This window comes from Mesorhizobium sp. ArgA1 (assembly GCF_053714375.1).
The window spans coordinates 1,279,917-1,305,844 of record NZ_JBSKBQ010000001.1 but is presented as its reverse complement, the minus strand read 5'-3'; the positions used below and the strand labels follow the sequence as shown (position 1 = coordinate 1,305,844).

General features: G+C 63.2%; 25 protein-coding genes. 15 read left to right on the top strand and 10 right to left on the bottom strand.

The genetic code is table 11. The annotated features are described in order from the left end of the window. Positions 1 to 114 precede the first annotated feature (114 nt). From ACWGTI_RS06370 to ACWGTI_RS06360, 3 genes are all read left to right on the top strand, one after another. Positions 115 to 876: a Crp/Fnr family transcriptional regulator gene (locus ACWGTI_RS06370; RefSeq protein ID WP_454586291.1), complete on the top strand. Its 762-nt coding sequence runs from the start codon at positions 115 to 117 to the stop codon at positions 874 to 876. A gap of 142 nt (positions 877 to 1,018) precedes the next feature. Next, a complete protein-coding gene (locus ACWGTI_RS06365) occupies positions 1,019 to 1,345 on the top strand; it encodes a DUF883 family protein (protein WP_454586290.1) in 327 nt (108 codons plus the stop codon). Between the two features lie 12 nt (positions 1,346 to 1,357). After that, positions 1,358 to 1,822, top strand: coding sequence for a hypothetical protein (locus tag ACWGTI_RS06360; protein ID WP_454586289.1), 465 nt, complete (start codon positions 1,358 to 1,360; stop codon positions 1,820 to 1,822). A gap of 78 nt (positions 1,823 to 1,900) precedes the next feature. Here ACWGTI_RS06360 and ACWGTI_RS06355 read toward each other — a convergent pair whose 3' ends face one another. After that, positions 1,901 to 3,427, bottom strand: a complete 1,527-nt coding sequence (locus tag ACWGTI_RS06355) for a sensor histidine kinase (protein WP_454586288.1) — start codon at positions 3,425 to 3,427, stop codon at positions 1,901 to 1,903. A 157-nt stretch (positions 3,428 to 3,584) separates the two neighbouring features. On the opposite strand from ACWGTI_RS06355, the gene ACWGTI_RS06350 reads away from it, so the two are divergent. Then, complete coding sequence (locus ACWGTI_RS06350) at positions 3,585 to 3,779, top strand: hypothetical protein (protein ID WP_454586287.1); 195 nt, start codon at positions 3,585 to 3,587, stop codon at positions 3,777 to 3,779. Between the two features lie 26 nt (positions 3,780 to 3,805). Here the strand turns inward: ACWGTI_RS06350 and ACWGTI_RS06345 are convergent, their stop codons facing one another. Continuing rightward, positions 3,806 to 4,726 (bottom strand): diacylglycerol/lipid kinase family protein, encoded by a 921-nt coding sequence (locus tag ACWGTI_RS06345; protein ID WP_454586286.1) that lies wholly within the window; start codon positions 4,724 to 4,726, stop codon positions 3,806 to 3,808. 222 nt (positions 4,727 to 4,948) lie between these two features. Here ACWGTI_RS06345 and ACWGTI_RS06340 point away from each other — a divergent pair, with 222 nt between their 5' ends. Then, positions 4,949 to 6,283 (top strand): PRC-barrel domain-containing protein, encoded by a 1,335-nt coding sequence (locus ACWGTI_RS06340; RefSeq protein WP_454586285.1) that lies wholly within the window; start codon positions 4,949 to 4,951, stop codon positions 6,281 to 6,283. Positions 6,284 to 6,286: 3 nt separating this feature from the next. Here the strand turns inward: ACWGTI_RS06340 and ACWGTI_RS06335 are convergent, their stop codons facing one another. Next, positions 6,287 to 7,891 carry an alkaline phosphatase family protein gene (locus ACWGTI_RS06335; RefSeq protein WP_454586284.1) on the bottom strand — a complete coding sequence of 535 codons (1,605 nt, stop codon included), beginning with the start codon at positions 7,889 to 7,891 and terminating at the stop codon, positions 6,287 to 6,289. A 221-nt stretch (positions 7,892 to 8,112) separates the two neighbouring features. On the opposite strand from ACWGTI_RS06335, the gene ACWGTI_RS06330 reads away from it, so the two are divergent. From ACWGTI_RS06330 to ACWGTI_RS06315, 4 genes are all read left to right on the top strand, one after another. Continuing rightward, positions 8,113 to 9,045, top strand: coding sequence for a ring-cleaving dioxygenase (locus ACWGTI_RS06330; protein ID WP_454586283.1), 933 nt, complete (start codon positions 8,113 to 8,115; stop codon positions 9,043 to 9,045). Between the two features lie 5 nt (positions 9,046 to 9,050). Next, positions 9,051 to 9,683 carry an alpha/beta hydrolase gene (locus ACWGTI_RS06325; RefSeq protein ID WP_454586282.1) on the top strand — a complete coding sequence of 211 codons (633 nt, stop codon included), beginning with the start codon at positions 9,051 to 9,053 and terminating at the stop codon, positions 9,681 to 9,683. Next, positions 9,676 to 9,975: a GNAT family N-acetyltransferase gene (locus tag ACWGTI_RS06320; RefSeq protein ID WP_454573144.1), complete on the top strand. Its 300-nt coding sequence runs from the start codon at positions 9,676 to 9,678 to the stop codon at positions 9,973 to 9,975. Before ACWGTI_RS06325 ends, ACWGTI_RS06320 begins: the two co-directional genes overlap by 8 nt. A 115-nt stretch (positions 9,976 to 10,090) precedes the next feature. Continuing rightward, positions 10,091 to 11,149 (top strand): dipeptidase, encoded by a 1,059-nt coding sequence (locus ACWGTI_RS06315; RefSeq protein ID WP_454586281.1) that lies wholly within the window; start codon positions 10,091 to 10,093, stop codon positions 11,147 to 11,149. A 4-nt stretch (positions 11,150 to 11,153) separates the two neighbouring features. Here the strand turns inward: ACWGTI_RS06315 and ACWGTI_RS06310 are convergent, their stop codons facing one another. Genes ACWGTI_RS06310 through ACWGTI_RS06295 form a run of 4 tightly spaced genes read right to left on the bottom strand, consistent with a single transcriptional unit; the run spans position 11,154 to position 15,839 of the window. Beyond that, a complete protein-coding gene (locus ACWGTI_RS06310; RefSeq protein WP_454586280.1) occupies positions 11,154 to 11,402 on the bottom strand; it encodes a hypothetical protein in 249 nt (82 codons plus the stop codon). Positions 11,403 to 11,404: 2 nt separating this feature from the next. Beyond that, positions 11,405 to 12,664, bottom strand: coding sequence for an aminomethyltransferase family protein (locus tag ACWGTI_RS06305; protein WP_454586279.1), 1,260 nt, complete (start codon positions 12,662 to 12,664; stop codon positions 11,405 to 11,407). 3 nt (positions 12,665 to 12,667) lie between these two features. Continuing rightward, positions 12,668 to 14,233, bottom strand: coding sequence for a phytoene desaturase family protein (locus tag ACWGTI_RS06300; RefSeq protein WP_454586278.1), 1,566 nt, complete (start codon positions 14,231 to 14,233; stop codon positions 12,668 to 12,670). Next, positions 14,220 to 15,839: a phytoene desaturase family protein gene (locus ACWGTI_RS06295; RefSeq protein ID WP_454586277.1), complete on the bottom strand. Its 1,620-nt coding sequence runs from the start codon at positions 15,837 to 15,839 to the stop codon at positions 14,220 to 14,222. The genes ACWGTI_RS06300 and ACWGTI_RS06295 overlap by 14 nt, the downstream gene beginning before the upstream one ends. A 201-nt stretch (positions 15,840 to 16,040) precedes the next feature. On the opposite strand from ACWGTI_RS06295, the gene ACWGTI_RS06290 reads away from it, so the two are divergent. The 5 genes from ACWGTI_RS06290 (at position 16,041) to ACWGTI_RS06270 (ending at position 21,171) form a co-directional block, all read left to right on the top strand. Further along, positions 16,041 to 16,841 (top strand): methyltransferase domain-containing protein, encoded by an 801-nt coding sequence (locus tag ACWGTI_RS06290; protein ID WP_454586276.1) that lies wholly within the window; start codon positions 16,041 to 16,043, stop codon positions 16,839 to 16,841. Positions 16,842 to 16,868: 27 nt separating this feature from the next. Then, complete coding sequence (betI, locus tag ACWGTI_RS06285; RefSeq protein ID WP_454586275.1) at positions 16,869 to 17,543, top strand: transcriptional regulator BetI; 675 nt, start codon at positions 16,869 to 16,871, stop codon at positions 17,541 to 17,543. A 62-nt stretch (positions 17,544 to 17,605) separates the two neighbouring features. Beyond that, positions 17,606 to 18,688, top strand: a complete 1,083-nt coding sequence (locus tag ACWGTI_RS06280; RefSeq protein WP_454586274.1) for an ABC transporter substrate-binding protein — start codon at positions 17,606 to 17,608, stop codon at positions 18,686 to 18,688. Positions 18,689 to 18,802: 114 nt separating this feature from the next. Beyond that, complete coding sequence (locus tag ACWGTI_RS06275; RefSeq protein ID WP_454586273.1) at positions 18,803 to 19,879, top strand: extracellular solute-binding protein; 1,077 nt, start codon at positions 18,803 to 18,805, stop codon at positions 19,877 to 19,879. Continuing rightward, entirely contained in the window at positions 19,876 to 21,171 is a 1,296-nt protein-coding gene (locus tag ACWGTI_RS06270) for a flavin monoamine oxidase family protein (protein ID WP_454586272.1), read from the top strand. Before ACWGTI_RS06275 ends, ACWGTI_RS06270 begins: the two co-directional genes overlap by 4 nt. A 39-nt stretch (positions 21,172 to 21,210) precedes the next feature. On the opposite strand, the gene ACWGTI_RS06265 is transcribed toward ACWGTI_RS06270, so the two are convergent. From ACWGTI_RS06265 to ACWGTI_RS06255, 3 genes are read right to left on the bottom strand one after another with little or no spacing between them, the layout of a single operon-like run. After that, positions 21,211 to 22,284, bottom strand: coding sequence for an ABC transporter ATP-binding protein (locus ACWGTI_RS06265; protein ID WP_454586488.1), 1,074 nt, complete (start codon positions 22,282 to 22,284; stop codon positions 21,211 to 21,213). Positions 22,285 to 22,336: 52 nt separating this feature from the next. After that, the gene (locus ACWGTI_RS06260) at positions 22,337 to 23,161 is read right to left on the bottom strand and encodes an ABC transporter permease (RefSeq protein WP_454586271.1); all 825 of its coding nucleotides are present in this window, start codon (positions 23,159 to 23,161) and stop codon (positions 22,337 to 22,339) included. After that, positions 23,158 to 24,075: an ABC transporter permease gene (locus tag ACWGTI_RS06255; RefSeq protein WP_454586270.1), complete on the bottom strand. Its 918-nt coding sequence runs from the start codon at positions 24,073 to 24,075 to the stop codon at positions 23,158 to 23,160. Before ACWGTI_RS06255 ends, ACWGTI_RS06260 begins: the two co-directional genes overlap by 4 nt. A 290-nt stretch (positions 24,076 to 24,365) precedes the next feature. Between ACWGTI_RS06255 and ACWGTI_RS06250 the strand changes: the two genes are divergently transcribed. Next, a complete protein-coding gene (locus ACWGTI_RS06250) occupies positions 24,366 to 25,778 on the top strand; it encodes an aminotransferase (RefSeq protein WP_454586269.1) in 1,413 nt (470 codons plus the stop codon). Positions 25,779 to 25,928 lie beyond the last annotated feature (150 nt).

Sequence of the window (25,928 nt, the reverse complement as noted above, 5' to 3'; positions counted from 1 at the left end):
ATTTGCCATCCTGTCATTTAAAAAAGACATGCCCCATCGCCGTGGCGGAACCGCGGCCCTTGCAAAGGCGTTGCAGTCAGTCTCTGGCAAAGAGGCGTTCGAAGAGGGGTCGAAATGTCTGGCCAGAACGGTCGTTCCTTTTCCAGTCGCCAATATCCGTGCGAGAAGTGCCCGCTCCGGCCGTTGCAGGTGTTCCGGGACTTCGAGAAGCAGGAGCTTGCCTTCGTCAGCAGGTTCAAGAAGGGCGAACTTGCCGTCGACAAAGGTGCGACCGTCCTCGTAGAAGGCAGCCATAGCGCTCATCTCTACACGGTGCTGTCGGGCTGGGCTTTCCGTTACAAATTGCTGTCGGACGGCCGCCGCCAGATTCTGAACTATTCGATGCCCGGCGATCTCATCGGCCTGCAGGGCAGCCTGCTTGGTGAGATGCAGCACTCGATCGAGGCGCTGTCGCCAATGCTGTTATGCGTCTTCGAGCGCGAGAACCTGCACGAGCTCTACCGCAACCATCCTGGCCTTGCCTACGACATCACCTGGATGGCATCGCGCGAGGAGCGCATGCTGGACGAGAATTTGCTCAGCATCGGCAGGCGCACGGCGCTCGAGCGCACCGCCTATCTCATCGCTTTCATCGCCAGCCGCGCGGCTGTAGTTGGCCTCAACGGCAAGGCGCCGGTGCGGATCCCGATCACGCAGCAGCACATCGCCGATACGCTCGGCCTGTCTCTGGTCCACACCAACAAGACGATCCGCAAGCTGATCGACCGCAAGCTGATCGCCTGGCGCGACGGCGGTTGCGAAGTGATCGACAGGGACGCGTTGAAGGACCTCGCACGCTGGGAGGGCTTGAGCGAGGCCCGCCGGCCCCTGATCTGATGCCGCAGATCCAGCAGGGAAACCAGTCCAGCCGGGGCTGGACTCGCGCTGGCAAACACCCTTTCATGGATATGGTCTCCGATTGCGGAACCTTGACGTGTGTGGGGCGTTTGAAACCAAGCAAACGCAAGGAGTTATGGGAATGGTAACTGCCGCAGGAAGAACCGCTGGCGAAAGCCAGACGAATGCCGACCTCGAAGCCGATATCAGGCAGCTGAAGGCCGATATCGAAAAGCTGACCAAGCAATTGGCCAAGACCGGCGAACATGGTTACGGGACGGCCCGGCGCGCTGCCGCCGAAGGCGTCGAACAGTTGCGCGCCCAGGGCGAAGCCGCCTTCGACAGCCTGCGCGGCAACGCCAAGGACCTCGAAGCCCAGATCACCGCCAATGTGCGCGAAAAGCCGGTGACCTCGCTGGCTATCGCAGCCGGCGTCGGCTTTCTGTTCGCGCTTCTCGCCCGGCGCTAGTTTTCGCTAGAGATGGCGACGTTGGCATCGCTGATTTCGGCCTTGGCCTCGGGTGAAGCCATTGCCGCCATGCGCCGCGCGCGCACGGCGGCAATCGTCTATGGGCTCGCCGCGGTTGCGGTTCTGTGCGGCCTCGGTTTTCTGCTGGGGGCGGCCTATATCTGGGCCGCCGACCGCTTTGGACCGATGGCGGCATGCCTGGGCTTCGCTGCAGGTTTCCTGGTGCTCGCCGGGCTCATCCTGCTCATCCATCAACTGGCGGCCGGCAGGCGCGCCCGCCGCCGCGCCCGGCGGCGCAACGCCGACCTCAAGGCACTCGGCATCACGGCGGCCCTTGCCGTGCTGCCGGCTTTGCTCAAGGGAAAAGGTGGCAAGGGCCTCATTCTCGGCCCGATGATCGCGCTCGCCGCCTATGCCATCTACCGCGAGAACGTCAAGCCGGAACGGGACGACGACCCGAGCGACGAGGCCAGCTAGAGTCCAGCTTTTACGCGATTCCCTGAGAGCGCTCCGCGCTTTTCCCGGGAAAACGTTCACACTTTTCATGAGAATCGCTCAGGCCGGCAGGTCTTCCAGCGGCAACGATATTTCGGCGTACACACCTTCGCTGCGGAACTCGTGGACCACCTCGCTGGATAAAACCTTGGCGAGGCTGCGGCGGATCAGGATCGAGCCGAATCCCTGGCGTTCCGGGGGCTGGACCTGCGGCCCGCCGCTTTCGCGCCAGGTCAGCACGAGGCGGCGTGCACCTTTCTTGCCCAGCGCTTTCCAGTCGACGTCGACCTTTCCCGAGCCCACTGACAACGATCCGTATTGCAGCGCGTTGCTGGCCAGTTCGTGCATGATCAGGCCGAGTCCCACCGCCTGGTCGGGCGAAAGCAGGAGATCCGGGCCGGAAATCGCGATGCGCGGCCGTTCGGCCGAATCGAACGGCTTGACCTCGATCTGCATCAGTTCGCGGATGCCGATGCCGCGCCATTCGCGGTCGGACAAGAGATTGTGGGCAGCCCCAAGCGCCTGCAGCCTGGCGCCGAAGGCTTCGAGGAATTCGCTTGGGCGGCGAGCGTGGCGAACGGTCTGCGTCGCCAGCGCCTGCACCGTCGCCAACGTGTTCTTGACCCGGTGGTTCAGCTCGCGCAGCAACAACCTTTGCCGCTCCTCACCGAGCTTGCGTTCCGATATGTCGTAGTTGACGCCAAAGATCAGCGTCGGCTTGCCCTCGTCGTCGCGCTCGATGACGCGGCCGCGCGTGGCTATCCAGCGCGGCGGATCGAAGCCCTTGACCCGGTATTCGCCGAAATAGTCGTCGCTGCCGGTCAAGGCGTCGCGAAAGCGCGTCTCGGTCTGGTAGACGTCGCGCGGGTCGATGGCGCCCAATATGTCGCGCGCCCGCAACCGGTTCGAGCGCGGCAGATTGAACAGTGCCGACAGGCGCACATCGCATTCGATCATGTCGGTGCGGATGTCCCAGGCCCAACTGGCGAGCGAGGCGGCATCGAGCGCAATGGCGCGGCGCTTTTCCTCCTGTGCCAAAGCTGCGGCGGCAATGGCGCCGCTACGGGTCGCATCTTTGAGCGTAAACAGGCTGGCGGCGAGGCCGGCCAGCGCCTTCAACTGATCGAGTGCGGTGGTGGAGGGAAAATCGTGCGGCTTTCGGTCGAGCACGCATACGGTGCCGATGCGAGCACCGGCCACCACCATGGGCGCGCCGACATAAAAGCGCAGATGATGCTCGCCGGTCACGAGCGGATTGGCGGCGAAGCGGGGATCGATGCTGGCATCGGTCACCCCCATAGGCTCGTCCCCGGCGGCAACGGCGTGGGCGCAGAACGAGATGTCGGTGGGGGTCTCGGTCTCGTCCAGACCAATACAGGATTTGAACCATTGTCGTTCGGTATCGAGCAACGTGACCATGGCGATTGGCGCCTGCATCAAGGCGCCGGCAAGCCCGCTGATGCGATCGAAGTCGGGGTCGGAAGAAGTGTCGATCGCGTCAAGCCCGTGCAGCACGGCAAGCCGTTCCGGCGCCGCCACGGCGCCGCGGACCTCGACCGGCAGATCCCTCTCCACCTTCTTATCCACCAAGCCCCCTCGCTTGCAGGTCCCATCCGCAGTGCTGCGCGTCGTGCGCAGCGGTTGGGACCCGGAACTTTTGTAGCAACCAATCGTTACCCGACCATGTTTCGCCAGCCATGGCTTTGTCCACCACGCTAGCAGTCGCCCCACGGGAACGCCGCCGATGACCAAGATCATCCCTGAGAACAAAGCCCGTCAGGGGCGCTGGGGTTGGCATGGGCTGCGCATCCTGATCGCCGCGCTGCTCCTGGCTTTCATCGCCTGGGGTATCGCCGAGATTTATGGCGAAAAGATCAACAACGCCGCTCCCGCCAACCAGAGTGCGCCCGCCAGTCAGGACCAGCCGGCCGGCGGCTAGAGCGCTCGTCGTCTTCGGCGATCGCATCAGGCAGCCTTTGCCTGCGCAGCACGCGCCGGCACCAGGACATTCAACGCGCCGGGGTGAATCTGAACAGCTGTTTCGCGCTCCAGCTTGACCAGTTCGCCGTCGATGACCGCACCGAACTTCTTGCTTCCCGTGTGGATTTTCACAACTGCCTTGTCGGCCTGATGGATCTCGACATGATCACTGTCGCGCCATCTGCCGCGCGCTATGTCGAAGAGGGCCCTGGCCAGCTCGCCGCGCTGCCGCGCCACGGTGACATAGATGCCGAGCACGCCTCCGGCAGGGTTATCGGCATAGGGCAGGTGACCCTCGCCGAACAGATTGTTTGAGATGCCGATGCCACTGATGCGGGTCACGATCTCGGCGTCGCCGACCGTCAATGCCACCTTCATGGCGGGCGGATTGTTGATCGTCCTCCAGGCGGCCTTTGCCGAAGCACGGATCTTTCCCAGGCGCGAGGCGAACTCCATGGTGTCGCGCAGCCTCACCATCCTGGCGTGCAGGCCGATGGAGAACTGATGCACGAAGGGTCGGCCGTTGGCGCTGGCGATGTCGACGGCGATGACCTCGCCGTCGGCAAAGGAAGTCAGGGCCCCTTCAAGGGTCTGCGGAATGCCGAGGCCGCGAGCGAACAGGTTCATGGTCCCTGCAGGCAGGACAGCCAAGGCTTTCTTGCTGTTCATCAGCCGCGCCGCGGCGGCCGAAATGGTGCCGTCGCCACCACCGGCCAGCACCACCTCGATGCCGCGCCGCGAGGCGACCTTGTCGAGCGCCGCGACAATATCCTTGCCTTCGACGATGTCGATATCGATGGTGTGGCCAGCAGCCTCAAGCGTCTGGCGCATCCTGTCCGAAAACGTGGAAAGATCGGTCGTCCGCAAGGTGCCGCCGTCTCGGTTCAGCACCGCTGCAAATCGCATGCCCCGCTCCGTATTGTTTAGTCAGCCACAGGCTGAAACGGGCAGGCCTTACAAAGGTTCCATCAGCTGGCTGGGCTTGCTCGAGCTATCCCGATTCCCCGTTTTTTCGGAACAAGCGCCTTGTCACGACGTTGTGAACACATTGGAGGCGCCGCTTTCGGTCTCCCGACGACGGATTGCCGGTCGCGGCGCGTAAGAGATCACGCAAGAGGAGACTTAATCATGATCCGCACTCTGTTCGCGACAACCGCGCTTGCAACGCTGATCGCCACCGGTGCTTTCGCACAGTCAACGACGGCCCCGGCGACGACCCCGGCCCCGGCTGAAGCCCCCGCCACCATTGCTCCGGCTCCGCAGCGGGCCGACGGCGCCCTGATGACCAATATTATCGGTGAATCCGTCTATAACGGCACCGGCGAAGATGCCCAGAAGATCGGCGATGTCAGTGACGTCGTCTTCGATGGAAACGGCAAGGCCAAATCCGCCATCATCGGTGTCGGCGGCTTCCTCGGCATAGGCAGCAAGAACGTTGCTTTCGACTACGGCAAGCTGGAATGGGTCGAGAAGAACGGCGACCGCTGGCTGGTTGCCGAAACGACGAAGGAAGCACTGGCGGCGCTGCCGGACTTCGACCGCAAACCTTACGATCCGGCCCCAGCGCCTGTATCCACCGACAGCGCGCAGAACGATCCGCAGAAGCCCGTCGACCTCAACGCGGCGCCGTCGGAACCGGTGGTTAAACGCGCTGATGGCAATCTCGCCACCAACATCATCGGCGAGACCGTCTACAACGGCACTGCCGACGATGCCGAGAAGATCGGTGACGTCAACGACATCGTGCTGACCAAGGATGGCATGGCGCAGTCCCTGGTGATCGGCGTCGGCGGCTTCCTCGGCATGGGCGAGAAGAACGTCACCTATGATTTCGCCAAGGCGCAGTGGGCCGAGAAGAATGGCGATCGCTGGCTGGTCGCCCAGACGACCAAGGAGGAATTGCAGGCGCAGCCGGACTTTGACCGCAAGGTCTATGATCCGGTGCCGGTGACCACTATGTCCGACGCCGGTACGCCCGCTGCACCAGCAGCGACCGCCCCAGCGGCCGCTCCGGCTGAGACAGCAGCTCCGGCGCCGATGGACAAGACAGCTGAAGCTCCGGCGGCCGAGTCGCCTGACGTGAAGGCCACAGACCCGACGCAGACCGCGGCGATCGACAAATCGACGCTGACCGAGATGCCGGTCGGTGAGATCAGGGGCGACGATCTGAAAGGCACGACCGTCTATGGCGCGAACGACGCCAGGGTCGGCGAAATCGGCGACGTCGTGCTGGCGCCTGACAGCAAGCCGGATGCCGTGATCATCGATGTCGGCGGCTTCCTCGGCATCGGCGCCAAGGAGGTCGCGGTCGGCATGGACAAGCTCAAATTCATGACCGACAAGGACGGCAAGAAGTATCTCTACACCAACTTCACCAAGGAGCAGCTTCAGGCGCAGGCCGCCTATGACAAGGGCAGCTATGCCGAGAAGCGGGATGAGCAGCGGATGATCCTCAGCGATTGACGACTAGGGAGGCATAAGGGAGCCCGCGCCAGCGCTGGCGCGGGCTTTTTCATGGAGAGAGTGACGACCGGCGAAATATCCTGCCACACCATCATCCGTCAGTTCCGCCAGTGCCACGGACTGGTCGAGATGTTCGGCGCGCCAGGCAAGAAGCCGCTCCGCGAATTCGACCCGTACGCTGAGATACTTCGGATCGCCGGCAACATTGGTCAGTTCGCCCGGATCCTTTTTCAGATCGAACAGCAGCGGCGGCAGGCCGCCGCCGAAATGCACGTATTTGAAATATTCCGTTCGGATGACGGCCAGATTGCACTGACGCGAGGCGATGCCCAAATGTCGTTCGGCTTCCCCTTCGGCAATTGAGCGGAAATCGAACTCCCAATGCGCCGCGTCACGCCAATCCTTGGGCGGTTCACTTTCCAGAAACGCTTTCAGCGAATGGCCGTCGAGATGCGGCTGGGCGTCGGCATCCAGCAGATCGAGCAAGGTCGGGAAGATGTCGACGGCCTCGGTGAAGCGGTCGACGGTCGAGCCCGCCGCTTTGCCGCGCCGCGGGTCGCGGACGATCAGCGGGATGTGATAGCTGCCGTCGAAGAAGCCGCCCTTGCCGAGCATGAAATGGTCGCCCATCATCTCGGCGTGGTCCGATGTCAGCACGATGATCGTGTCGTCCCAGGCGCCAGCGGCCTTGAGCCCCTGCCAGATGTGTCCGAGCTGCGCGTCGACTTCCGAAATCATGCCGTAATAGATCGCGCGGATGGCGCGCAGATTGTCATCGCCCCAGTCGCACACCTTGCCGTCCATGCCGGGGCGGAAACTTCTCCGCTTCTGGCGGCCGAGGTCGTAAGCCAGATAGGGATGGCTTTCTGCTTCCGCCTGATAGCTTTTCTGGCGGCGGAAGGCCGGACCGTCGGCCGGATCGTAAAGCGTGTTGTAGGGCTCCGGCACGATGAAGGGCGGATGCGGGCTGATAAAAGACACATGCGCAAACCAGGACGCATCCTGTTCGTCCAGCCAGCGGATGAATTCGCCGGCAAGAAAGGCCGTCGGCGTCTCGTCTGTTGAGTAGATCGGCGGCGCGTTGGTCACGGCGTCGCCTGGTTTCTCGCCGACGGGGCGATGGATGCCAGGAGAGCCCGCGCTGGTGTCGACACCGCGCGCCTTCAGCCATGACAGCCACGGCTTCTGATGCTCGGGCAGGAACTGGCGTACGCTGAAGCCCGGCAGGACGCCCTCATAGCTTTTCAGCCGCGGATCGTCCGGCGCCATCGTGCGCGGATCGGACGAGACGTCGGTGTAACCGAACAGAGTCGGATCATAGCCGAGGGAGCGAGCCGACAGCGCGATGTTGCCGTGGCGAGCGTCGAGCGGTGTGCCGTTGCGGCAGACGCGATTGTTCATTTGGTAGAGGCCGGTATAGAGGCAGGCGCGGGCTGGGGAGCAGGGCGCTGCGCCGCCGTAGTGTTGCCTGAAAAGGACGCCCTCGGCAGCCAGCGCATCGGCGTTCGGTGTCTTCACCACCGGATGGCCGGCAGCCGACAGGCAGTCGCCGCGCCACTGGTCGCAAGAGATCAGAAGGATGTTCGGTCGTCTGCTTTTCGCGGCCAATGTATGTATCCTGTCACGTCTGGAAGAGGTTCAATGAACCGAATCCTGACGGCGGCGCAAGCCTGTCGGGACCGCCGAGATGGTGAACGACAATTTTTCGATGTTCACTTTTAATGCACAGTCCATCTTGAGTTTGCTGCCTTTGCCATTGCCCGGTGTATCCTCATATAGGCGTCGACAGCGGCAAGGGGCCGCAAACACTCGAGGGAAGGAGCAAGACAATGCTCGACCAGATCAAGGGCCTGCATCACGTGACGTCGATGGCCGGCGATGCGCGCCAGAACAATGATTTCTTCACGCACAAGCTCGGCCTGCGCCGGGTCAAGAAGACCGTTAACTTCGACGCGCCCGATGTCTACCACCTCTACTATGGCGATGAGCACGGCACGCCGGGCTCGGTGATGACCTATTTTCCGTTCCCGGACATTGCCAGGGGCCGCCACGGCGTTGGCGAGGTCGGCACCACGGCTTATTCCGTGCCGGCAGGCACACTCGACTATTGGGAAAAGCGCTTCGCCGATGAGGGCGTTAGCGGTCTCTCGCGCGAAGAAACATTCGGCGAGAAGCGACTGGCCTTCGCCGGTCCGGACGGCGATGGTTTTGCGCTGGTCGAGGATAAGGCAGACAGCCGTACGCCATGGTTGAAGGGCGGCGTTCCCGCCGACGAAGCGATCCGCGGCTTTCATTCGGTGTCGCTGCGCCTCAAGGATGGCGGCGCCACCGAGGAGCTGTTGAAGTTTATGGGCTACGAGCAAGTCGACAAATCCGGCAATGTCAGCCGGCTCGCCATCAAGAACGGCAATGGCGCCGATGTCGTCGACATCGAATCGTTGCCGACGGCTGGCTTCGCCAATCTCGGCGCCGGCTCGGTCCACCATGTCGCCTTCGCGGTGGAGAACCGCGCCACGCAACTCGAAGTGCGCAAGGCGCTGATCGATACGGGCTATGGCGTGACGCCGGTGATTGACCGCGACTACTTCTGGGCGATCTACTTCCGCACGCCGGGCGGCGTATTGTTCGAAGTCGCCACCAACGAGCCGGGCTTCGACCGCGACGAGGACACCGCCCATCTGGGCGAAGCGCTGAAACTGCCGACGCAGCACCAGCATCTCAGACCCTATCTCGAACAGCATCTGCAGAAGCTGGAAGGCTGACGACGATGAGCAAGGACGCTTACATCCACAAGACGCTGCCGGGTTCGCCCGGCGGCCCGCTGCTTTTCGTCTTCCACGGCACCGGGGCGGACGAGAACCAGCTCGTTTCGCTGGGACGCGACCTCGCGCCCCAGGCGACCATCGTGTCGCCGCGTGGCGATGTCTCCGAACATGGCGCGGCGCGTTTCTTCCGCCGCACCGGCGAGGGCGTCTACGACATGGAAGACCTCGGCCGGGCGACCGGCAAGATGGCCGGCTTCATCAAGGCGCAGGTCGAGGCGGCAAAGCCGTCTTCGGTATTCGGCCTCGGCTATTCCAACGGCGCCAACATCCTGGCCTCGGTGGTGTTCGCCGCGCCCAAGCTGTTCGACGCGGCGGTGCTGATGCATCCGCTGATCCCGTTCGAACCCGAGGTGAAGGGCAGCCTTGCCGGACGCCGCATCCTGGTCACCGCGGGCAAGCGCGACCCGATCTGCCCGCCCAATCTGACGGCGCGGCTGGAAGCCTATTTGAGCGCCGATGGTGCTGATGTCACAGTGGAATGGCACGATGGCGGCCACGAGGTGCGACCAAACGAGATCGAAGCGGCGAGGCGGCTTTTCGCCGCCGTGCCGGTTGAAGGAGCAGATAATGCCTGACCAATTGCCTGATATCGAACTGGAGGACCGCGGCTCGAAGGGTCGGTATGTCCTGCGTGGTCCGGGCGGAGCCGAGGCGGAGATGACCTTCACCAAGATCGGCGAGCATCAGATCATCATCGATCACACCGAGGTGCCGGATGCGTTTCGCGGCCAAGGCGCCGGACTTCGGCTGGTTACCCGCGCCGTCGAGGACATGCGCGCGGCGGGCAAGAAGATCATCCCGCTCTGTCCCTTCGCCAACGCCCAGTTCCGCCGCCATCCGGAATGGGCCGATGTGCTGAAGCAATAAGCCAGGCAACGCAAACACGCGTCTGGCATTTGCTTGGCTCGGCCATCTTGCCTAGATAGAGGTATCGCCCGCAGGCTGGTTTCAGCCTGCAGCTCCTCAATCGAATGGCTTCCCGATGACCGAATCCGATCTCGTCCCCGTCTTCGACGGCCACAACGACACGCTGCTGCGACTTTACCAGTCGAAGGACACGGACGTCGAAAAGCTGTTCATCGAGGGGACGCAGGGCGGTCACATCGATCTGCCCCGGGCCAGGAAGGGTGGCTTCGCCGGCGGCATGTTCGCGATCTTCCCGCCGCCGGTCGAGAAGGCCAAGCGCTCGGCGGTACCGCCGGCGCCGAGCGACAACGAGCCGCTGCCGCCGGAACTGCCGCGCGCTGAGGCCCTGAACTCCACCATCGCCATGGCGTCCATCCTGTTCCGGCTGGAACGGGCGGGAGCGCTGACCGTCTGCCGCAGCGCTGGTGACATTCGCGAAGCGATGGCGAAAGACTCCATCGCGGCGGTGTTCCACATTGAAGGCGTCGAGGCGATCGATCCCGAGCTCACCTTGCTCGACGTGCTATACGAAGCCGGTCTGCGCTCGCTCGGCATCGTCTGGAGCCGTCCCAACGCCTTTGGCCACGGCGTGCCGTTCCGCTTCCCCTCGTCGCCCGACACCGGGCCGGGGCTGACCGATGCCGGCAAGGCGCTGGTCAAGGCCTGCAATCAGTTGAAGATCATGATCGATCTGTCGCATCTCAACGAAAAGGGTTTTCGCGATGTCGCCGCGCTCAGCGATGCGCCGCTGGTCGCCACCCATTCCAACGTGCATGCGCTGTGCACCCATTCGCGCAATTTGACCGACTGGCAGCTCGGCGCCATTCGCGAGACCGGCGGCATGGTCGGGCTGAATTTTGCCACGGGCTTCCTGCGCGAGGACGGCAGGATGAACTCGGACACCAGCCTCGACATCATGGTGCGCCATGTCGATTCGCTGCTGCAGGCGCTGGGCGAGGACGGAGTCGGCCTCGGCTCGGATTTCGACGGCGCGATGATCCCGGCCGTCATCGGCGACGTTGCCGGCCTGCCGAAGTTGATCGATGCGCTGGCCGCACGCGGTTTCGGCCGCGCGCTGATCGATAAGATCGCTTATCGCAATTGGCTCAATGTACTGGAACGAACGATCGGGTGAGCCCTTAGGCGCCCATGCGCTTCAGCCATTCCTGGCCGGTGCCGCGATCCCTGATGATCGGCAGCGGGTTTTCCGAATCCAGCCGTGCGCAGATGCGGTAGACCTCGAGCGTCTCGGCGCTCATCTCGCCGCGCTTGTAGAAAAACATGGCGGCGGCATAGCGAGTGCGGCCCGACCATTTTTCGCCGAGCGGTGTATTGACCAACTGCCACTGTTCGCCGGCTTCCGTCTCATCATCGGCTTCGTCGGCCATGATCAAAAATCCGCCGGCGGATTGGCCGTGCGGCGGTCCAGCTTGATGAAGGGGCGCGCCACCACCTTGGCCCGCTTCATCAGCTTCTGGTACTGCAGTTCGCGCATGGCGTAGATCTCGACCCAGAGCTCTTCCACGACAGTATCACCGTAGGGCCGCGCCAGCGAGGCGATGGCAATGTTGCGCTTGGCCATCGGCGACCACATGGCGGCGCTGACCAGCCCAACCTCCTGATGCTTCTTGTGATAGACGATGGCGTGCTCGGCCGGGATGTTGCCTTCGATCTCCAGCCCGACCAGCACGTGGCGCAGCTTGCGCTTGGCGCGGGCTTGGAGGATGGCGCGGCGGCCGTTGAAATGGGCCTTTTCCAGATCGATCATGAAGCCGAGGCCGATCTCGTCCGGCATGCGCAGACGGTCGGCGCGAATGGCATGCTCGGCGGTGGTGAAATCGGCATTGGCGACGATCAGGCCTGCCTCGAGGCGGGCGCGGTTGAGGGCGGCATAGCCGATGGCGCGAATGCCGCGCAGTTCGCCTCCCGTCATCAGCCGATCCCAGAGGCTGAGCGCCTTTTCGGCCGGAATGAACAGTTCATAGCCGAGATCACCGGTGAAGCCGGTGCGCGAGATGATCACCGTTGCGCCGTCATGCGGGGACTCGGCGAGGTCGAAGATCTTCATTTTCTCGACGCCGGCGAAACCGGCATCGCGCAGCACGGCAAACGAGGTTGGTCCCTGCAGAGCGAGCCCGGCGACGGTTTCGGTTTCTTCCTCGACGGAGACATCGAAGCCGATCGCGCTGTCGAGCAGCCAGGGCAAATGCCGTTCCTGCGAGCACAGGCGGAAGCGCGTCGGTGACAGGCGAAACAGCGTGCCGTCGTCGAGCACGAAACCTTCATCGTCGCACCAGGCGGTGTAGTGGACGCGGCCGGGTTTCAGCTTGGTGACATCGCGCAGCGTGACGCGATCGAGGAAGGCTTCGGCATCCGGACCCTCGACGCGGAATTTGGTCATCGGCGAGATGTCGAACAAAGCCGCCTGGCTGCGGATGGCGAAATATTCGAGCTCCTCGTCCCACAGCGAATGCGGCGCGCGGTAGCCGGCCCAATTGTACCAGTCCTGGGTCTTGGCGAGTGCATCGATACGCGGCTGGAACGGCGTGCCGAGACGCAGCGTGCGGAAATGCGATTGCGCGGCAAGGCGTGCGGGGACGATGGAGTTCGTCTGCGCCGCGACAGGCTTCCTTTTGGTTGCTTGCGCCATGATCTAACCCTTCATCGCAAGGATGCGCCGCGCAGCATTCAGACCCGGAGCGCCCGAAACACCACCACCGGGATGCGAGCCGGCGCCGGCGAGGAACAGCCTCTCGACCGGTGTGTTGTAACCCGACCAACCGGAGACAGGTCGCGACATCAGCATCTGGTCGGCCTGCAATTCGCCGTGGTGCCAGTGGCCGCCGGGCATGCGGTAGCGCGTCTCGATATCGGCCGGCGTCAAAAGTTCTGAATGCAGCACGGACTTGCCGATACCGGGCGCGTAAGATTCGAGCTGTGTCATGATCGCCTTCAAGAACTTTGGCTTGCCCGCATCCCAGCCTTCCTTCAGCGCGTAGGGTGCGTATTGCACGACCGCCGACAGCACGCAGGCGCCGCTCGGCGCAAGCGATGGATCGGCGAGCGACGGCAGCGTGAGCTCCATCACCGGTTCGGGCGAGAACTCACCATATTTCGACGGGTTGAAGGCGCGCTCGACATGGTCGGGCGAGGGTGCGATGACCAGACGGCCCTTGTGGCTAGCGGCGTCGACGCCGGAAAATTGCGGCGGCCGGTCCAACGCCAGATGGAGCTTCGCCGCATCGCCCTTCATGCGGATGTTCTTCACTTTGCGCACAAAGCCGGTGTCGATGTCGCGCGGCCCGATGAGGTCGAGCATGGTGGTCGCCGGATTGATGGCGGAGGCGATCGTTCTGGCGCGCAGCACCTCGCCGCTGTCGAGGGCGACGCCAACGGCACGGCCTTTCTCGACGATGATCTTAGCCACCGGTGCAGCCGTTCGGATGGTGACGCCGGCTTGTTCCGCAGCTGCCCGAATAGCGCTGACGACCGCGCCCATGCCGCCTTTCGGCAGCATCTGCGCGCCGGCCGCACCACCAGTCTCGCCGGCCAGCCGGTAGTAGAGGCCAAGCAGCGAGGTCGGCGATCGCGGACCGAGATGGCTGCCCAGCGTCGCGTCGAACGCGAGCAGGCCCTTCAGCCTGGCGTCGGCAAGCTGCTCGTCGAGCAGGTCGGCGACGTTCATCAGGAGAACACGCAGGAAGTCGCGCATGTCTTCCTTGCCGAGCTTCTTCAGCGACAGGGCTGCCTGGCCAAGCGCTGCCGTCTCCTTGAGCGACATGCCGGCAAGATCGGGTGGCCGACGCGACAGGAACGGCTTCAATATGCCGGCATAGCGCATGAGTTGCGCGCGCAATTCCTTCCAGGCGGACTGCTCGGACGGAGTGGAGCCGGTCAGCACTTCGCCATAGGCGCCGTGCAGGACAAGCGGAGGGCCGTCTTTCGACAGCGCAACGGTCGGGATGAAATCGCTGCGCGCGAATTGCAGCCCGTATTTCTCCAGCTCGAGCGTCTTCACCACATCGGGGTGCAGCCGGTTGAGCACATGCGCGACTGCGGAGACGCGAAAACCCTGCACAAACTCTTCGGTGCGCGCCGCGCCGCCGACTTCGGCTGCGGCTTCGAGCACCAGCACCTTGCGGCCGGCTTTCGCCAGCGTGGCTGCAGCGACGAGGCCGTTGTGGCCACCGCCGATGACGATGCAATCAAATGACGTCATGGGCCGGGCTCATGTGGGAGGTGGACTTTGCGAGATCTCGCAAAATTTCGGCCGCGGCATTGCGGCCGGGAGCGCCCATGACGCCGCCGCCGGGATGGGTCGAGGAGCCGCACATATAGAGGTTCCCCACCGGCGAGCGGTATTGTGCATAGCCGGGCACCGGGCGGTTGAACAGCAGCTGGTCGAAGGTCAGTTCGCCCTGGAAAATATTACCTTCGGTAAGGCCGACCTCGGCCTCGATCTCGCGTGGCGTACGCACCTCCATGTGGACGATGCGGTCGCGGAAACCTGGCGAGTACTCGGCGATTTGCGCGATCACGCTTTCGGCGAAACCGTCGCGATCGGCATCGGTCCAGTCTTGGCCATTCACCTTGGGCGGCGCGTATTGCACGAAGCAGCTCATGAAATGCTTGCCCGGCGGCGCCATGGTCGGGTCGAGTGTCGTCGGGATGACCATGTCGAGGAACGGATCGGCCGACCAACGCCCGGCCTTCCAGTCGTCATAGGCGCGCTCCATGCGCTCCATCGAATCGGTGAAATGCATGTCGCCGCGATAGACCGGCGAATCCTTCGGCAGCGCCGGGAATTCCGGCAGCGAATCCAGCGCGATGTTGACCTTTCCGGATGAGCCGCGGATCTTGAAGTTCTTCACCCGACGCAGGAAAATGTCGGGCAGTTCCTTTTCCTCGACCAGTTTCAGGAAGGTGCGCTTCACGTCGGCGTTGGAGACGACGAGCTTGCCGTAAATCTCCTCGCCGCCGGCCAGCACCACGCCTTTCGCCTTGCCGCGGCCAACCAGAACATGGTCGACCTCGGCGCCGGTGCGGATGGTGCCGCCGGAGGCCTTGAAGGAAGCGGCGAGCGCCCTGGTGACGGCGCCCATGCCGCCGCGCGCATAGCCCCAGGCGCCAACGGAGCCGTCGACCTCGCCCATATAGTGGTGCAGCAGCACATAGGCCGTGCCGGGCGACATCGGCCCGAGCGCGGTGCCTATGATGCCGGACAGAGCGAAGTTCGCCTTGATGACGTCGGTCTCGAAATATTCGTCGAGGAATTCCGAGATCGACATTGTCCAGAAGCGCAGCGTCAGCGCCATTTCCTCGGCCGACAGGCCGGCGAATTTTTTACCCAGATAGAGCAACTCGCCGATGTCGCGTGGTCGAAAACTGGTCGGGTCGGGCGCGGTGCGCATCAGCAGCGGCTGGATGAAGCGGCATTGCCGCGTCACGTCGCGCGAATAGCGGTCATAGGCTTCGGCGTCGCGCTTGGAGAAGCGGGCGAATTCGCGCCGGTGCGCGTCATGGTCGCGGTAGTTGGCGAGGTAGTCGCCGTCGCGGGTGAACACCGCGCCGCCTTCATACGAGATGACCTGCAGGCCGAAGCGCGGCAGTTCGAGGTCGCGCATGATCTCGGGGCGAAACAGCGAACAGACATAGGAGCAGTTGGAGTAGAGGAAGCCCGGCGTCAGTTCGCGGCTGGTGGCGGCGCCGCCAACCCAGTCGTTCTTCTCCACCACCAGCACGTCGAGGCCGGCGCGCTGCAGGTAGCAGGCGTTGACCAGGCCGTTGTGTCCGCCGCCGATGATGATCGCGTCCCAAGCTTTCATTCGCGTCCGTTTTCTCTTGGGGATCCGCGTTCATTTTTGCGTGATCTCGTTCCCGATTGCGCGGAATTTGGCATGGTGGCCGGCATTCTGTCCAGTGGTATTGAATGAATGTTCAACAAATAGTCTTGCGTTTTCTCTGGCATGCGCTACGTTTTGCCGGCAATCGAACGTGTTGAATTCGGCTGACGGGACCGAGGTTCGATGATCGAAGCGGCAGAGGCCGAGCCAGAATATGACGACACCGCCATCCGTTTCCTCGAGGCGCTGTGGGGCGAGGGTTATCTATCGCCGGGCGGGCCTGATGAGGTTGACCGGGTGGTCGAGGGGCTGTCGCTGAGCGGTATGACCGTCCTCGACATAGGCTGCGGCTCGGGCGGCATCGCGCTGCATCTGGTCGAGCGCCATGGCGCCGCCCATGCCACCGGCTTTGACATTGAATGCCCAGTGATCGAGGCGGCGATAAAGCGTGCCGCCGCGCGCGGGCTTTCAGATCGCGCCAATTTCATCCAGGCGCCGCCGGGGCCGCTGCCTTTTGCCGACAATTCGTTCGATGTCGTCTTCTCCAAGGATGCGTTGCTGCACGTGCCCGACAAGGACGCGCTGTTTGCCGAGATCTTTCGCGTGCTGAAACCCGGCGGCGTCTTTGCTGCTTCCGACTGGTTGATCGGCCATGACGGCGAGCCGTCACCTGACATGAAGGCCTATGTTGCGGCCGAGGGTCTGTCCTTCGCCATGGCGTCTCCGGCGCGCTATGCGCAGGCCATGCGCCGCGCCGGCTTTGCCGATGTTGCCGTCAAAGACCGCAATCCCTGGTATCGCGAAGTCGCGCGCGGCGAGCTGGAAAGGCTGAAAGGACCGCTCTACCAGACGGCGGCGGCCGCGGTCGGAGTGGCCTATGTCGACAAGAACATTCGAACCTGGGAAGCCATGCAGAAGGTGCTTGACAGTGGCGAGCACCGTCCCACTCATCTTCGCGGGTGGAAGCCGGCTGTGGTGGGATAGCCGGCAATATGGAGCATGACGGCACCGATGAAAGCTGCAGCGCGCGAAGAGCGATCCTCCGACATTTCTGGAAAAAACGAACCGGAAAAACGCGGCCGCAAGGCGTCGAAGGAGGTCAGGCAGCAGCAGCTGATCGAGGCGACGATCGATTCGCTCGCCAAGCGCGGCTATTCGGAAACGACGATGGCCGATGTCGCCGATGGCGCCGGCCTGTCGCGCGGCATCGTCAATTTTCATTTCGAGAGCAAGGAGAAGCTGCTCGTCGCCACGCTTGCCTACATGGCCGACGAATATGCCGCGCATTGGCGCGCCGCGCTGACCAAGGCCGGCGACGATCCGGCCCGGCAGTTGCGGGCGCTGGTCGCCGCCGATTTCGACCGTTCGATCTGCAACAAGCGCAAGCTCGCCGCCTGGTGCGCGTTCTGGGGCGAAGCCAAGTCGCGGCCGACCTACCAGGCGCTGTGCGGCGCGCGCGACGCAGCCTACCAGAAGATCTTCATCGACCTCTGCGCCACGCTGAAACAAAGCGGTGGCTACGGCTACGAGCCGCAGGTCATGGCGCTGGCCCTGAGCGCCATGCTGGAAGGGCTGTGGCTGCGGCTGATGATGGGCACCGAGGACGTCACCCGCGAGAGCGCGTTGCAGGCGGCTAACGAATTCCTGTCGGCCGCTTTTCCGAAGCATTACCCGCAAGGCACCTGACGTTGACAACAACCGGCGGATCCAAGCCGGGCTCAAATAACCAGAACAGAGGATGGAACAGAATGAAAAGCACAACCCGACGCCTGGCACTGACATTGGCGCTGACCGCAACGCTGGCGGCTTCCGCCGCAGCGCTTGCAGTTGCCGCCGACAAGGACCTCATCGTGTTCGACTGGTCCGGCTATGAAGACCCGAGCTTCCACCCGAAATATGTCGAGAAGAACGGTGACTCGCCGACCTTCGCCTTCTTCGGCGATGAGGACGAAGCGTTCGAGAAGGTGCGCTCCGGGTTCAAGGCCGATCTCGGCCATCCCTGCTCGCAGAGCGTGACCAAATGGCGTGAGGCTGGCCTGCTGCAGCCGCTCGACACGTCGAAGATCACCGGCTGGACGGATCTCAATCCCGGCATCATGGCGATGAAGGATCTGGCGACCACGTCGGATGGCAAGGCCTGGTTCATGCCGTGGGACTGGGGTAACACGCAGGTCACCTTCAACACCTCCAAGATCGACGAGAAGGAGGTGCAGTCGCTGAAGGCCTTCGCCGATCCCAAGTTCAAGGGCCGGGTCTCGATCGGCGACAATGTCGACGACGCCTATGCGCTGGCCAGCCTCGCCATCGGGGTGAAAGACTGGACCAAGATGACGGACGACCAATTCAAGCAGGCGTCCGATTTCCTCCGGCAGGTGCACAAGAATGTGCGCTCCTACTGGACCGACACCACCGACGTCGTGCAGTTGCTGAGCGGCGGCGAGGTCGATCTCGCCTGGGCATGGAACGATGCGACGGTACAGTCGGTCGCCGCCGGTGTACCGATCAAGGCCAAGAAGGACACGGACGAAGGCATTTCGACCTGGGTCTGCGGCTATGTCCTGTTCAAGGACGCACCCGACAATGTCGACAAGGCCTATGACTATCTGAACGCAATCAACGATCCCGAGACCGCCAAGGTGCTGGTCAAGGACTGGGGCTATGGCCAGGCCAACGCCAAAGGCATGGCCGGCGTCGACCAGGCGATCCTGAAGGAGAAGGGCTATGACGACGTGCAGAAATTCGTCGACAAGACCCTGTTCCAATCGCCGGTCCCGTCGGCGCTCAAGCTCAAGATGATCGCCGAATTCGAGAAGATCAAAGCTGGCTACTAAAGCCTATTCGACTTCATCCGTCTGCCCGTCATTGCGCCGGGCAGACGGTCTCGCCAAGGTCGCTGAAATTCCGTAACGTCGCCCGGCGCTTTTAGCGATCAGGAGTTTCGCATCATGAATTCCATGCTTCGCCGCCTTGCCCTTGCCGCCACCTTAACAGTGGGCGCCGGCACAGTGTTGGCCTATGCCCAGGGTGGTGGCGATCTCGTCGTGTTCGACTGGTCGGGCTATGAGGATCCGCTGCTGCATCCCGACTACGCCGCCAAATACGGCGCCGAGCCGACCTTCGCTTTCTTCGGCGACGAGGACGAAGCCTTCGAGAAGATGCGGGCCGGCTTCAAGGCCGACATCGCCCACCCCTGCTCGCAAAGCGTCGCCAAATGGCGCGAGGCCGGTATTCTGCAGCCGCTCGACACATCCAGGATCGCCGGCTGGAAGGACCTCAATCCCGGCATCATGGCGATGAAGGATCTTGCCGTCACCGCCGACGGCAAGGCCTGGTTCATGCCGTTCGACTGGGGCGACACCTCGTTGCTCTACCGCACCGACAAGGTGACGGCTCAAGAGGCGCAGTCGCTGAGGGTCTTCGCCGATCCGAAATTCAAGGGCCGTGTCACCATCGGCGACAATGTCGACGATGCCTATGCGCTGGCAAGCCTGGTCGTCGGCCTCAAGGACTGGACCAAGATGACCGACGCGCAGTTCCAGGAGGCCTCTGCCTTCCTGCGCGACGTCCACAAGAATGTCCGCTTCTACTGGACCGACGACACCGATCTCAACCAGGCCTTTACCGGCAATGAGGTCGATCTCGTCTGGGGCTGGAACGAGACCTTCGTGACGCTCAAGGGGCAAGGCATGCCCATCGCCATGAACCGCGACACCAAGGAAGGCATTTCGACCTGGGTGTGCGGTTATGTGCTGATGAAGGACGCGCCGGGCAAGCTTGATCAGGCGTATGATTTCCTGAGTGCGGTCAACGCGCATGCCGTGTCCGACTATCTGGTCAAGACCTTCGGCTATGGCCACGGCAACAGCGCCGGCATGGCGGCGATCGACCACCAGGTGCTGACCGACCGCGGCTTCGACAATCTCGACAAGTTCCTCGACAAGACGCTGTTCCAGCAGCCGGTCCCGCCCGACCTCAAGCAGCGCATGGTCACCGAATTCGAGAAGATCAAGGCCGGCTATTGAGCGACAAGACCGAAAGAACCGACGTCGTCATCGTCGGCGCCGGTTTCACCGGCCTGTCGGCTGCGCTTGTGCTGAAGCAGGCCGGCATCGATGTCTTGCTGCTTGAAGCGCGCGACCGCGTCGGCGGCAGAGTGGAAGCGGTTCGCAACGGGCTTGGCGAACGGATCGACAGCGGCGGCCAGTTTTTTTGCGAAGACATGCCGGAGGTAACGGCGCTGGCCGCGGCCCGCGGCAAGGCCTTTGTCGAGACTTATGTGAATGGCGATTTCATCACCCATCCGTCGATGACCCCGGCGCGGGCCGAGCGCACCTACCACGCCTCAACGGCGATCCGTGAGCGCATGAACAGGATCGAGCCGGACGATCCCTCGATCGCCGGGCTGACCGTCGCGACCTGGCTGGAACAACAGCATGATACGGCTGACGCCAAGGCTGCTTTTCGCTCGCTGGTCGAAGGACTGTGGTGCCTGGCAGCGGACAAGGTGCCACTGTGGTACCTGATCGACAATGACCGTCGCATCACCAACGAGGTGCCTGAGCTGCAATATTCCTTGCGCGAGACCATGCAGTCGCTGGCAGAGGATTTGGCCAGCGATCTTGGCGACCGGATGCGGTTGGACGACGCGGTCGTGCGCATCGAGCACGGTCCACACGGAGTTCGTGTCGTCTCGACCAAAGGCGCCATTGAAGCGCGAAAAGTGCTGCTCGCGCTGCCGCCGGCAACCGCCGCAACGCTCGATTTCGCGCCCGCCTTGCCGCCAGCTCTCGGCAAGGCGCTTGGCGTCTGGGAAAGCGGCGCGGTGATCAAGATCCTCGTGCGCTATGCCAGGCCGTTCTGGCGCGAGCGCGATCTGTGCGGCATGGTGATGTGGCGCGACCTGCCGGGTCTGTTCGCCTGCGACGCCAGCAAGGATGCGCAACATGCGGCGCTGGTCGTCTTCGTCGGCGGACCGCTGGCACTGCGCTGGCGCCCTCTCGACGATACTTCACTGCGCGCGGAAGTAGCGGCGCAGCTGGTGAGCGCCCTTGGTCCGGACGCGGCCGACATTCTCGATTTCAGCCAGCGCGACTGGATACAAGACCGCTGGAGCGGCGGCGCCTATAGCGACCTCATTGTCGATGTGACGGCCCGGGATGCCGAGCGCACGATCCGTGCCGGCGCGGCTCCTGTCCATTTCGCATCATCGGAACTGTCGCCATCCTTCCCAGGCTATGTCGAAGGCGCCATCGTGATGGGGCGCATCGCCGCCAAAGAAATTTTGACCGCGCTTCAGAGTCTTAGCGGAGAATGACCTTTTCCGAAAACCGGTTCCAACCTCTCGGGGGCATGCTCAGTCCGCCATAGCCACCAGCGCCTCAGGATCATAGGCAAGGCGGATCGAGGTACCGACGGGGATGTCGTCGGCGCCGAAGTCGTTGGTCTCGGTGACTGATAGCGGCTTTTCCAATCCGGGTATCTCGACGATCAGGTGGGTGATCTCGCCGAAATAATGGCGTTCGACCACCTTGCCGGCGACCTCGAATTTCGCCGTCGCATTGTCCCATAGAACCCGCAGGCGCTCCGGCCTGATGCCCAGCGTGGCAGCGCCGCCACTGCGCACGAACGCCTTCGGCCTGTCCGTCCTGACACGGCCGAAGCCCAGCGTGTCGACGATCAGCGAGGCGCTGTTCTCCTCGACAATCTCGGCCTTGACGAAATTCATGCCGCCGAGGAAGTCGGCAACCTGGCGGTTGATCGGCCGCTGGTAGATCTCCTTGGGCGAGGCGACCTGGGCGATCTTGCCGCCGAACATCACGGCGATACGATCGGACATTGCCAGCGCCTCGTACTGGTCGTGGGTGACCAGCACGAAGGTGATGCCGACCGCCTGCTGCAGGCGGCGCAGCTCGACCTGCATCTGCTCGCGCAACTTCTTGTCGAGTGCCGACAGCGGCTCGTCGAGCAGCAGCACCTTGGGCCTCATCACCAAAGCGCGGGCGAGCGCCACGCGCTGGCGCTGGCCGCCGGACAGCTCGGTGGCGAGGCGTTTGCCCAGCCCGGTCAGCGACACCTGGGCCAGCGCCTCCTCGACGCGGCGTTTTTCTTCCGTCGCGCCCAGTTTCAGCCGCTTCAGCCCGTAGGCGACATTCTGCTCGACATTGAGATGGGGGAAGATGGCGTAGCTTTGGAACACCATGTTGGTTGGCCGGCGGTTGGCCGGAATGCCTTCCATCGACTGGCCACCAACCGAGATCGAACCGCTGGTCGGGTTGTCGAAACCGGCAATCATGCGCAAGAGCGTGGTCTTGCCGCAGCCGGAAGGACCGAGCAGCGAGAAGAACTCGCCTTCCCTGATGGTCAGCGTCGCGTCGTCGAGCGCCTTGAAGGTGCCGTAGCTGCGGGTGACGTCGCGGATTTCGATCATCGATCGATCGGATTGGGCCCGCTCGGACTGGGGCCGTTCGGCCTGGGTTGGCTCAGGCATAGAGGCCTCCCTCGTTCTGGGTGCGCCTGGCCGCACGGCGGCGCAGGATCTCGGCAACGGTCATCAAAACGAAAGAGGCAACCAGCAGCAGCGTGCCCAGCGCCAGCACGCCCGGCAGCTTGGCGGCAAAGCGCAACTGGCCCCAGATGTAGATCGGCAGCGTCGTCTCGGTTCCGGTCAGGAAGAAGGCGATGACGAATTCGTCGAGCGAGATGGTGAAGCAGACCAGCAGGCTGGAAATGATCGCCGGCGCCACCATCGGCAGCGTCACCCGCCGGAAGGTACCGAAGGCGCTTTCGCCGAGATCGGCGGAGGCTTCTTCCAGGCTGCGGTCGAAGCCCTCGAACCCGGCGGTCAGCACCGTCATCGAATAGGGGATGCAGATCAGGACATGGCCGAGCACGACGGTGAACAGCGACAGGCTGAGGCCAAGCTGCAGCATGACCAGCAGCATGGAGATGGCGAGGATGATTTCCGGCAGCACCAGCGGCGCCATGATCAGGCCGTTGATGGTGCGGCGGCCGGGATAGCGGTAGCGGGTGATCGAGCGGGCGGCGAGGATGCCGAGCAGCGTCGCCAGCACGGATGCCGAGACACCGACGATCAGGCTGTTCCAGGCGGCGTCGAGCAGCGCCGGCGTCTTGGGCAGGTCCTCGTACCATTTCAGCGTGTAGCCGGTGAGGGGAAACTTCGGCGTCGGCGCGGTGTTGATCGAGAAGATCGGCAGGAAGATCACGGGCAGATAGAGAAAGACGATGTAGAGGAAGGCGTAGGCGGTCAGCCAGCCGCCGGCAAACAAGCGCCGCATCGCCGTCATCGCGCCAGCCTCTGCAATGCGCGGATGATCAGCACCGTGGCGCCCGCCATCAGCGAGACGACCAGCATGGTGGTGACGGAGAGAGCCGCACCCAGCGGCCAGTTCGATGCCTTGCCGAACTGCGCCTGGATGGCGTTGGCGATCATGACACCGTCCTTGCCGCCGACAAGCTTCGGCGTGACGTAGTCGCCGACCGTCGGAATCATGACGATCAACGCCGCCGAGATGACGCCCGGCGCCGATAGCGGCAACGTCACGCGCAGGAAGGAGCGCAGCGGGCTATCGCCGAGATCCGTCGCCGCCTCGACCAGGGTGCGGTCGACCTTTTCCAGGGAAACAAAGATCGGCAGGATGGCGAAGGCCGCCCAGGCATGGGTCAATGTGATGATGACGGCGCTGGAATTGTAGAGCAGCGCTGTCGACGGCTCGTCGATGATGCCGAGCCCCATCAGTCCGGAATTGAGCACGCCGTTGTAACCGAGGATCACCTTCCACGACATGACGCGCAGGAGATAGCTGGTCCAGAACGGAATGGTGATCAGGAACAGCCACAGGCTCTTGTGACGGCCGCCATGGAACGAGATGAAGTAGGCGATCGGATAGGCGAGGATGACAGTGAAAAAACTCACCGTCAGCGAGATGTAGAGCGAGCGCCACAGAAGATCGCGATAGATCGGCTCGGTCAGCGCGATGCGATAATTCTCCAGCGTGAATGTGTGGTCGATGGTGAGGTAGTCCTGCGTCCAGAAAGAGTGGGCGAAGACCACCAGGATCGGCAGCACCAGAAGGATGAGGGCATAGAGGAAAGTCGGGCTGATCAGGGCAAAGCCCTGGGCGGGTTCGGACTGCAGAAGGGCGTTCCGCCTTGCTCGAGTCATGCGCCGCGCGGGCACCCCTTCGGCAGCTGCCGTCATTGCAGCGCACCGGGCGTGATCTCGGTTGCTGGCTCGAACTGTCCCGACATGATGCTCCCATTGACCGGCCGGCTGCCTGTTCCCAATTTTTGCGGAGCGCGATTTTCTGGTCGCGCTCCAAGCTTGCCGGCCTTCTTTCATCATGAGCGCATCCGTGGATTGAAATCAAGCGCTATTTCTGTAATATTGATTGAACGGACATTCAAAATGAAGTGAAGAAAGCCCGCTTTTCATCGCATGGCTTCGTTTCGTGTCCGGCGAAAATTACGCTCCAGACCTGCGAGGCAATGATGGCGGCTGCAAGAGACCTAAGAGCGATCGAGATGGCTGGCGACGATGATGCAGTCGAGCTCGCCAAGCGCCATCTTGTCCAGCCCTGGCCTTATGCCGGCTCGGTCGGCGCCGAAGCGCGCGCGCTGATCGGCGAAGGCGACGGGATCTACATCACCGATGTCACCGGCAAGCGGCTGATCGACGGGCCGGCCGGCATGTGGTGCATCAATGTCGGCCACCGCCGCGAGGAGCTGGCCAAGGTGATGTACGACCAGGCGATGACGTTGTCCTACAACACGCCCTGGTACACGATGAACGCGCCCTCGGCCGAACTCGCCAAGCGAATTGCCGATCATGCACCGGGCGATCTCAGCCATACGTTCTTCACCACCGGCGGTTCGTCGGCTGTCGAGACGGCGCTGCGTTTCATGCAGTTCTACAACAATGTGCGCGGACGCCCGGAAAAGAAGCTGATCCTCAGCCGCGGCGGCGCCTATCACGGCTCGACCTATCTGTCGGCCTCGCTCAACGGCCGCCCGCGCGACCGCGACTGGATGGACGGCGCCGATGACCTTGTCGTGAAGTTGTCTTCGCCCGATCCGTTCCGACGTCCAAAGGGCATGGATATTGCGGCCTTCTGCGATTTCCTCGTTGACCAGTTCCGCGACACTGTCGCGCGTGTCGGCGCTGAAAAGATCGGCGCCTTCGTCGGCGAACCGGTGCAGGCGTCGGGCGGCGTCGTCGTGCCGCCGGATGGCTATCTCAAGCGCATCCGCGAGATCTGCCGCGAGAACGACATCCTTTATGTCTCGGACGAGGTGGTCACCGGCTTCGGCCGGCTCGGCCATGTCTTTGCCTCCGGCGACGTGTTCGGCATCGACCCCGACATGATCACTTTCGCCAAGGGCGTCACCTCAGGCTATTTCCCGCTCGGGGGCGTCATCATCTCGGAGCGGCTGCTTCAGGAAATGCGCCGCTCCAACCATCCCGACGCGCTGTTCGGCCACGGTTTGACCTATACCAGCCATCCGATCGGCTGCGCGGTGGCACTGAAGAACCTCGACATCCTTGAAGACGGCGTGCTTGCCCATACGCGCGATGTCGCGCCCTACTTCCAGGCGCAGCTGAAGACGCTGGAAGAGCTGCCGCTGGTCGGCGAAGTCCGCGGCATGGGTCTGATGGGCTGCGTCGAATGCGTCGCCGACCGCGAAAGCAAGGATCCGCTGCAGCTCGACAAGGATGTCGGCAAACGCATCGACGCGCACTGCCATGAACTCGGCCTTTTGGTGCGGCCGCTGATCAACATGTGCGTGATGTCGCCGCCGCTGATCATTACGCGCGAGCAGATCGACGACATGGTGGCGATCCTGCGCGAAGGCATTTCGCGGACGATGGATGATCTCAGAAAAGAAGGGGTGTGGCAGGGCTAGCTTCCCTCGCCCCGTTTACGGGGAGAGGGTGCCGGCAGGCGGGTGAGGGGTTGCGCCAGCTTATAAGATTTCTACCAGACGATAGCATTCGAAGGTGATGGGCCGGACCAATCGCGAGGCGTTGGCGCCGCCCCTCATCCGCCCTTCGGG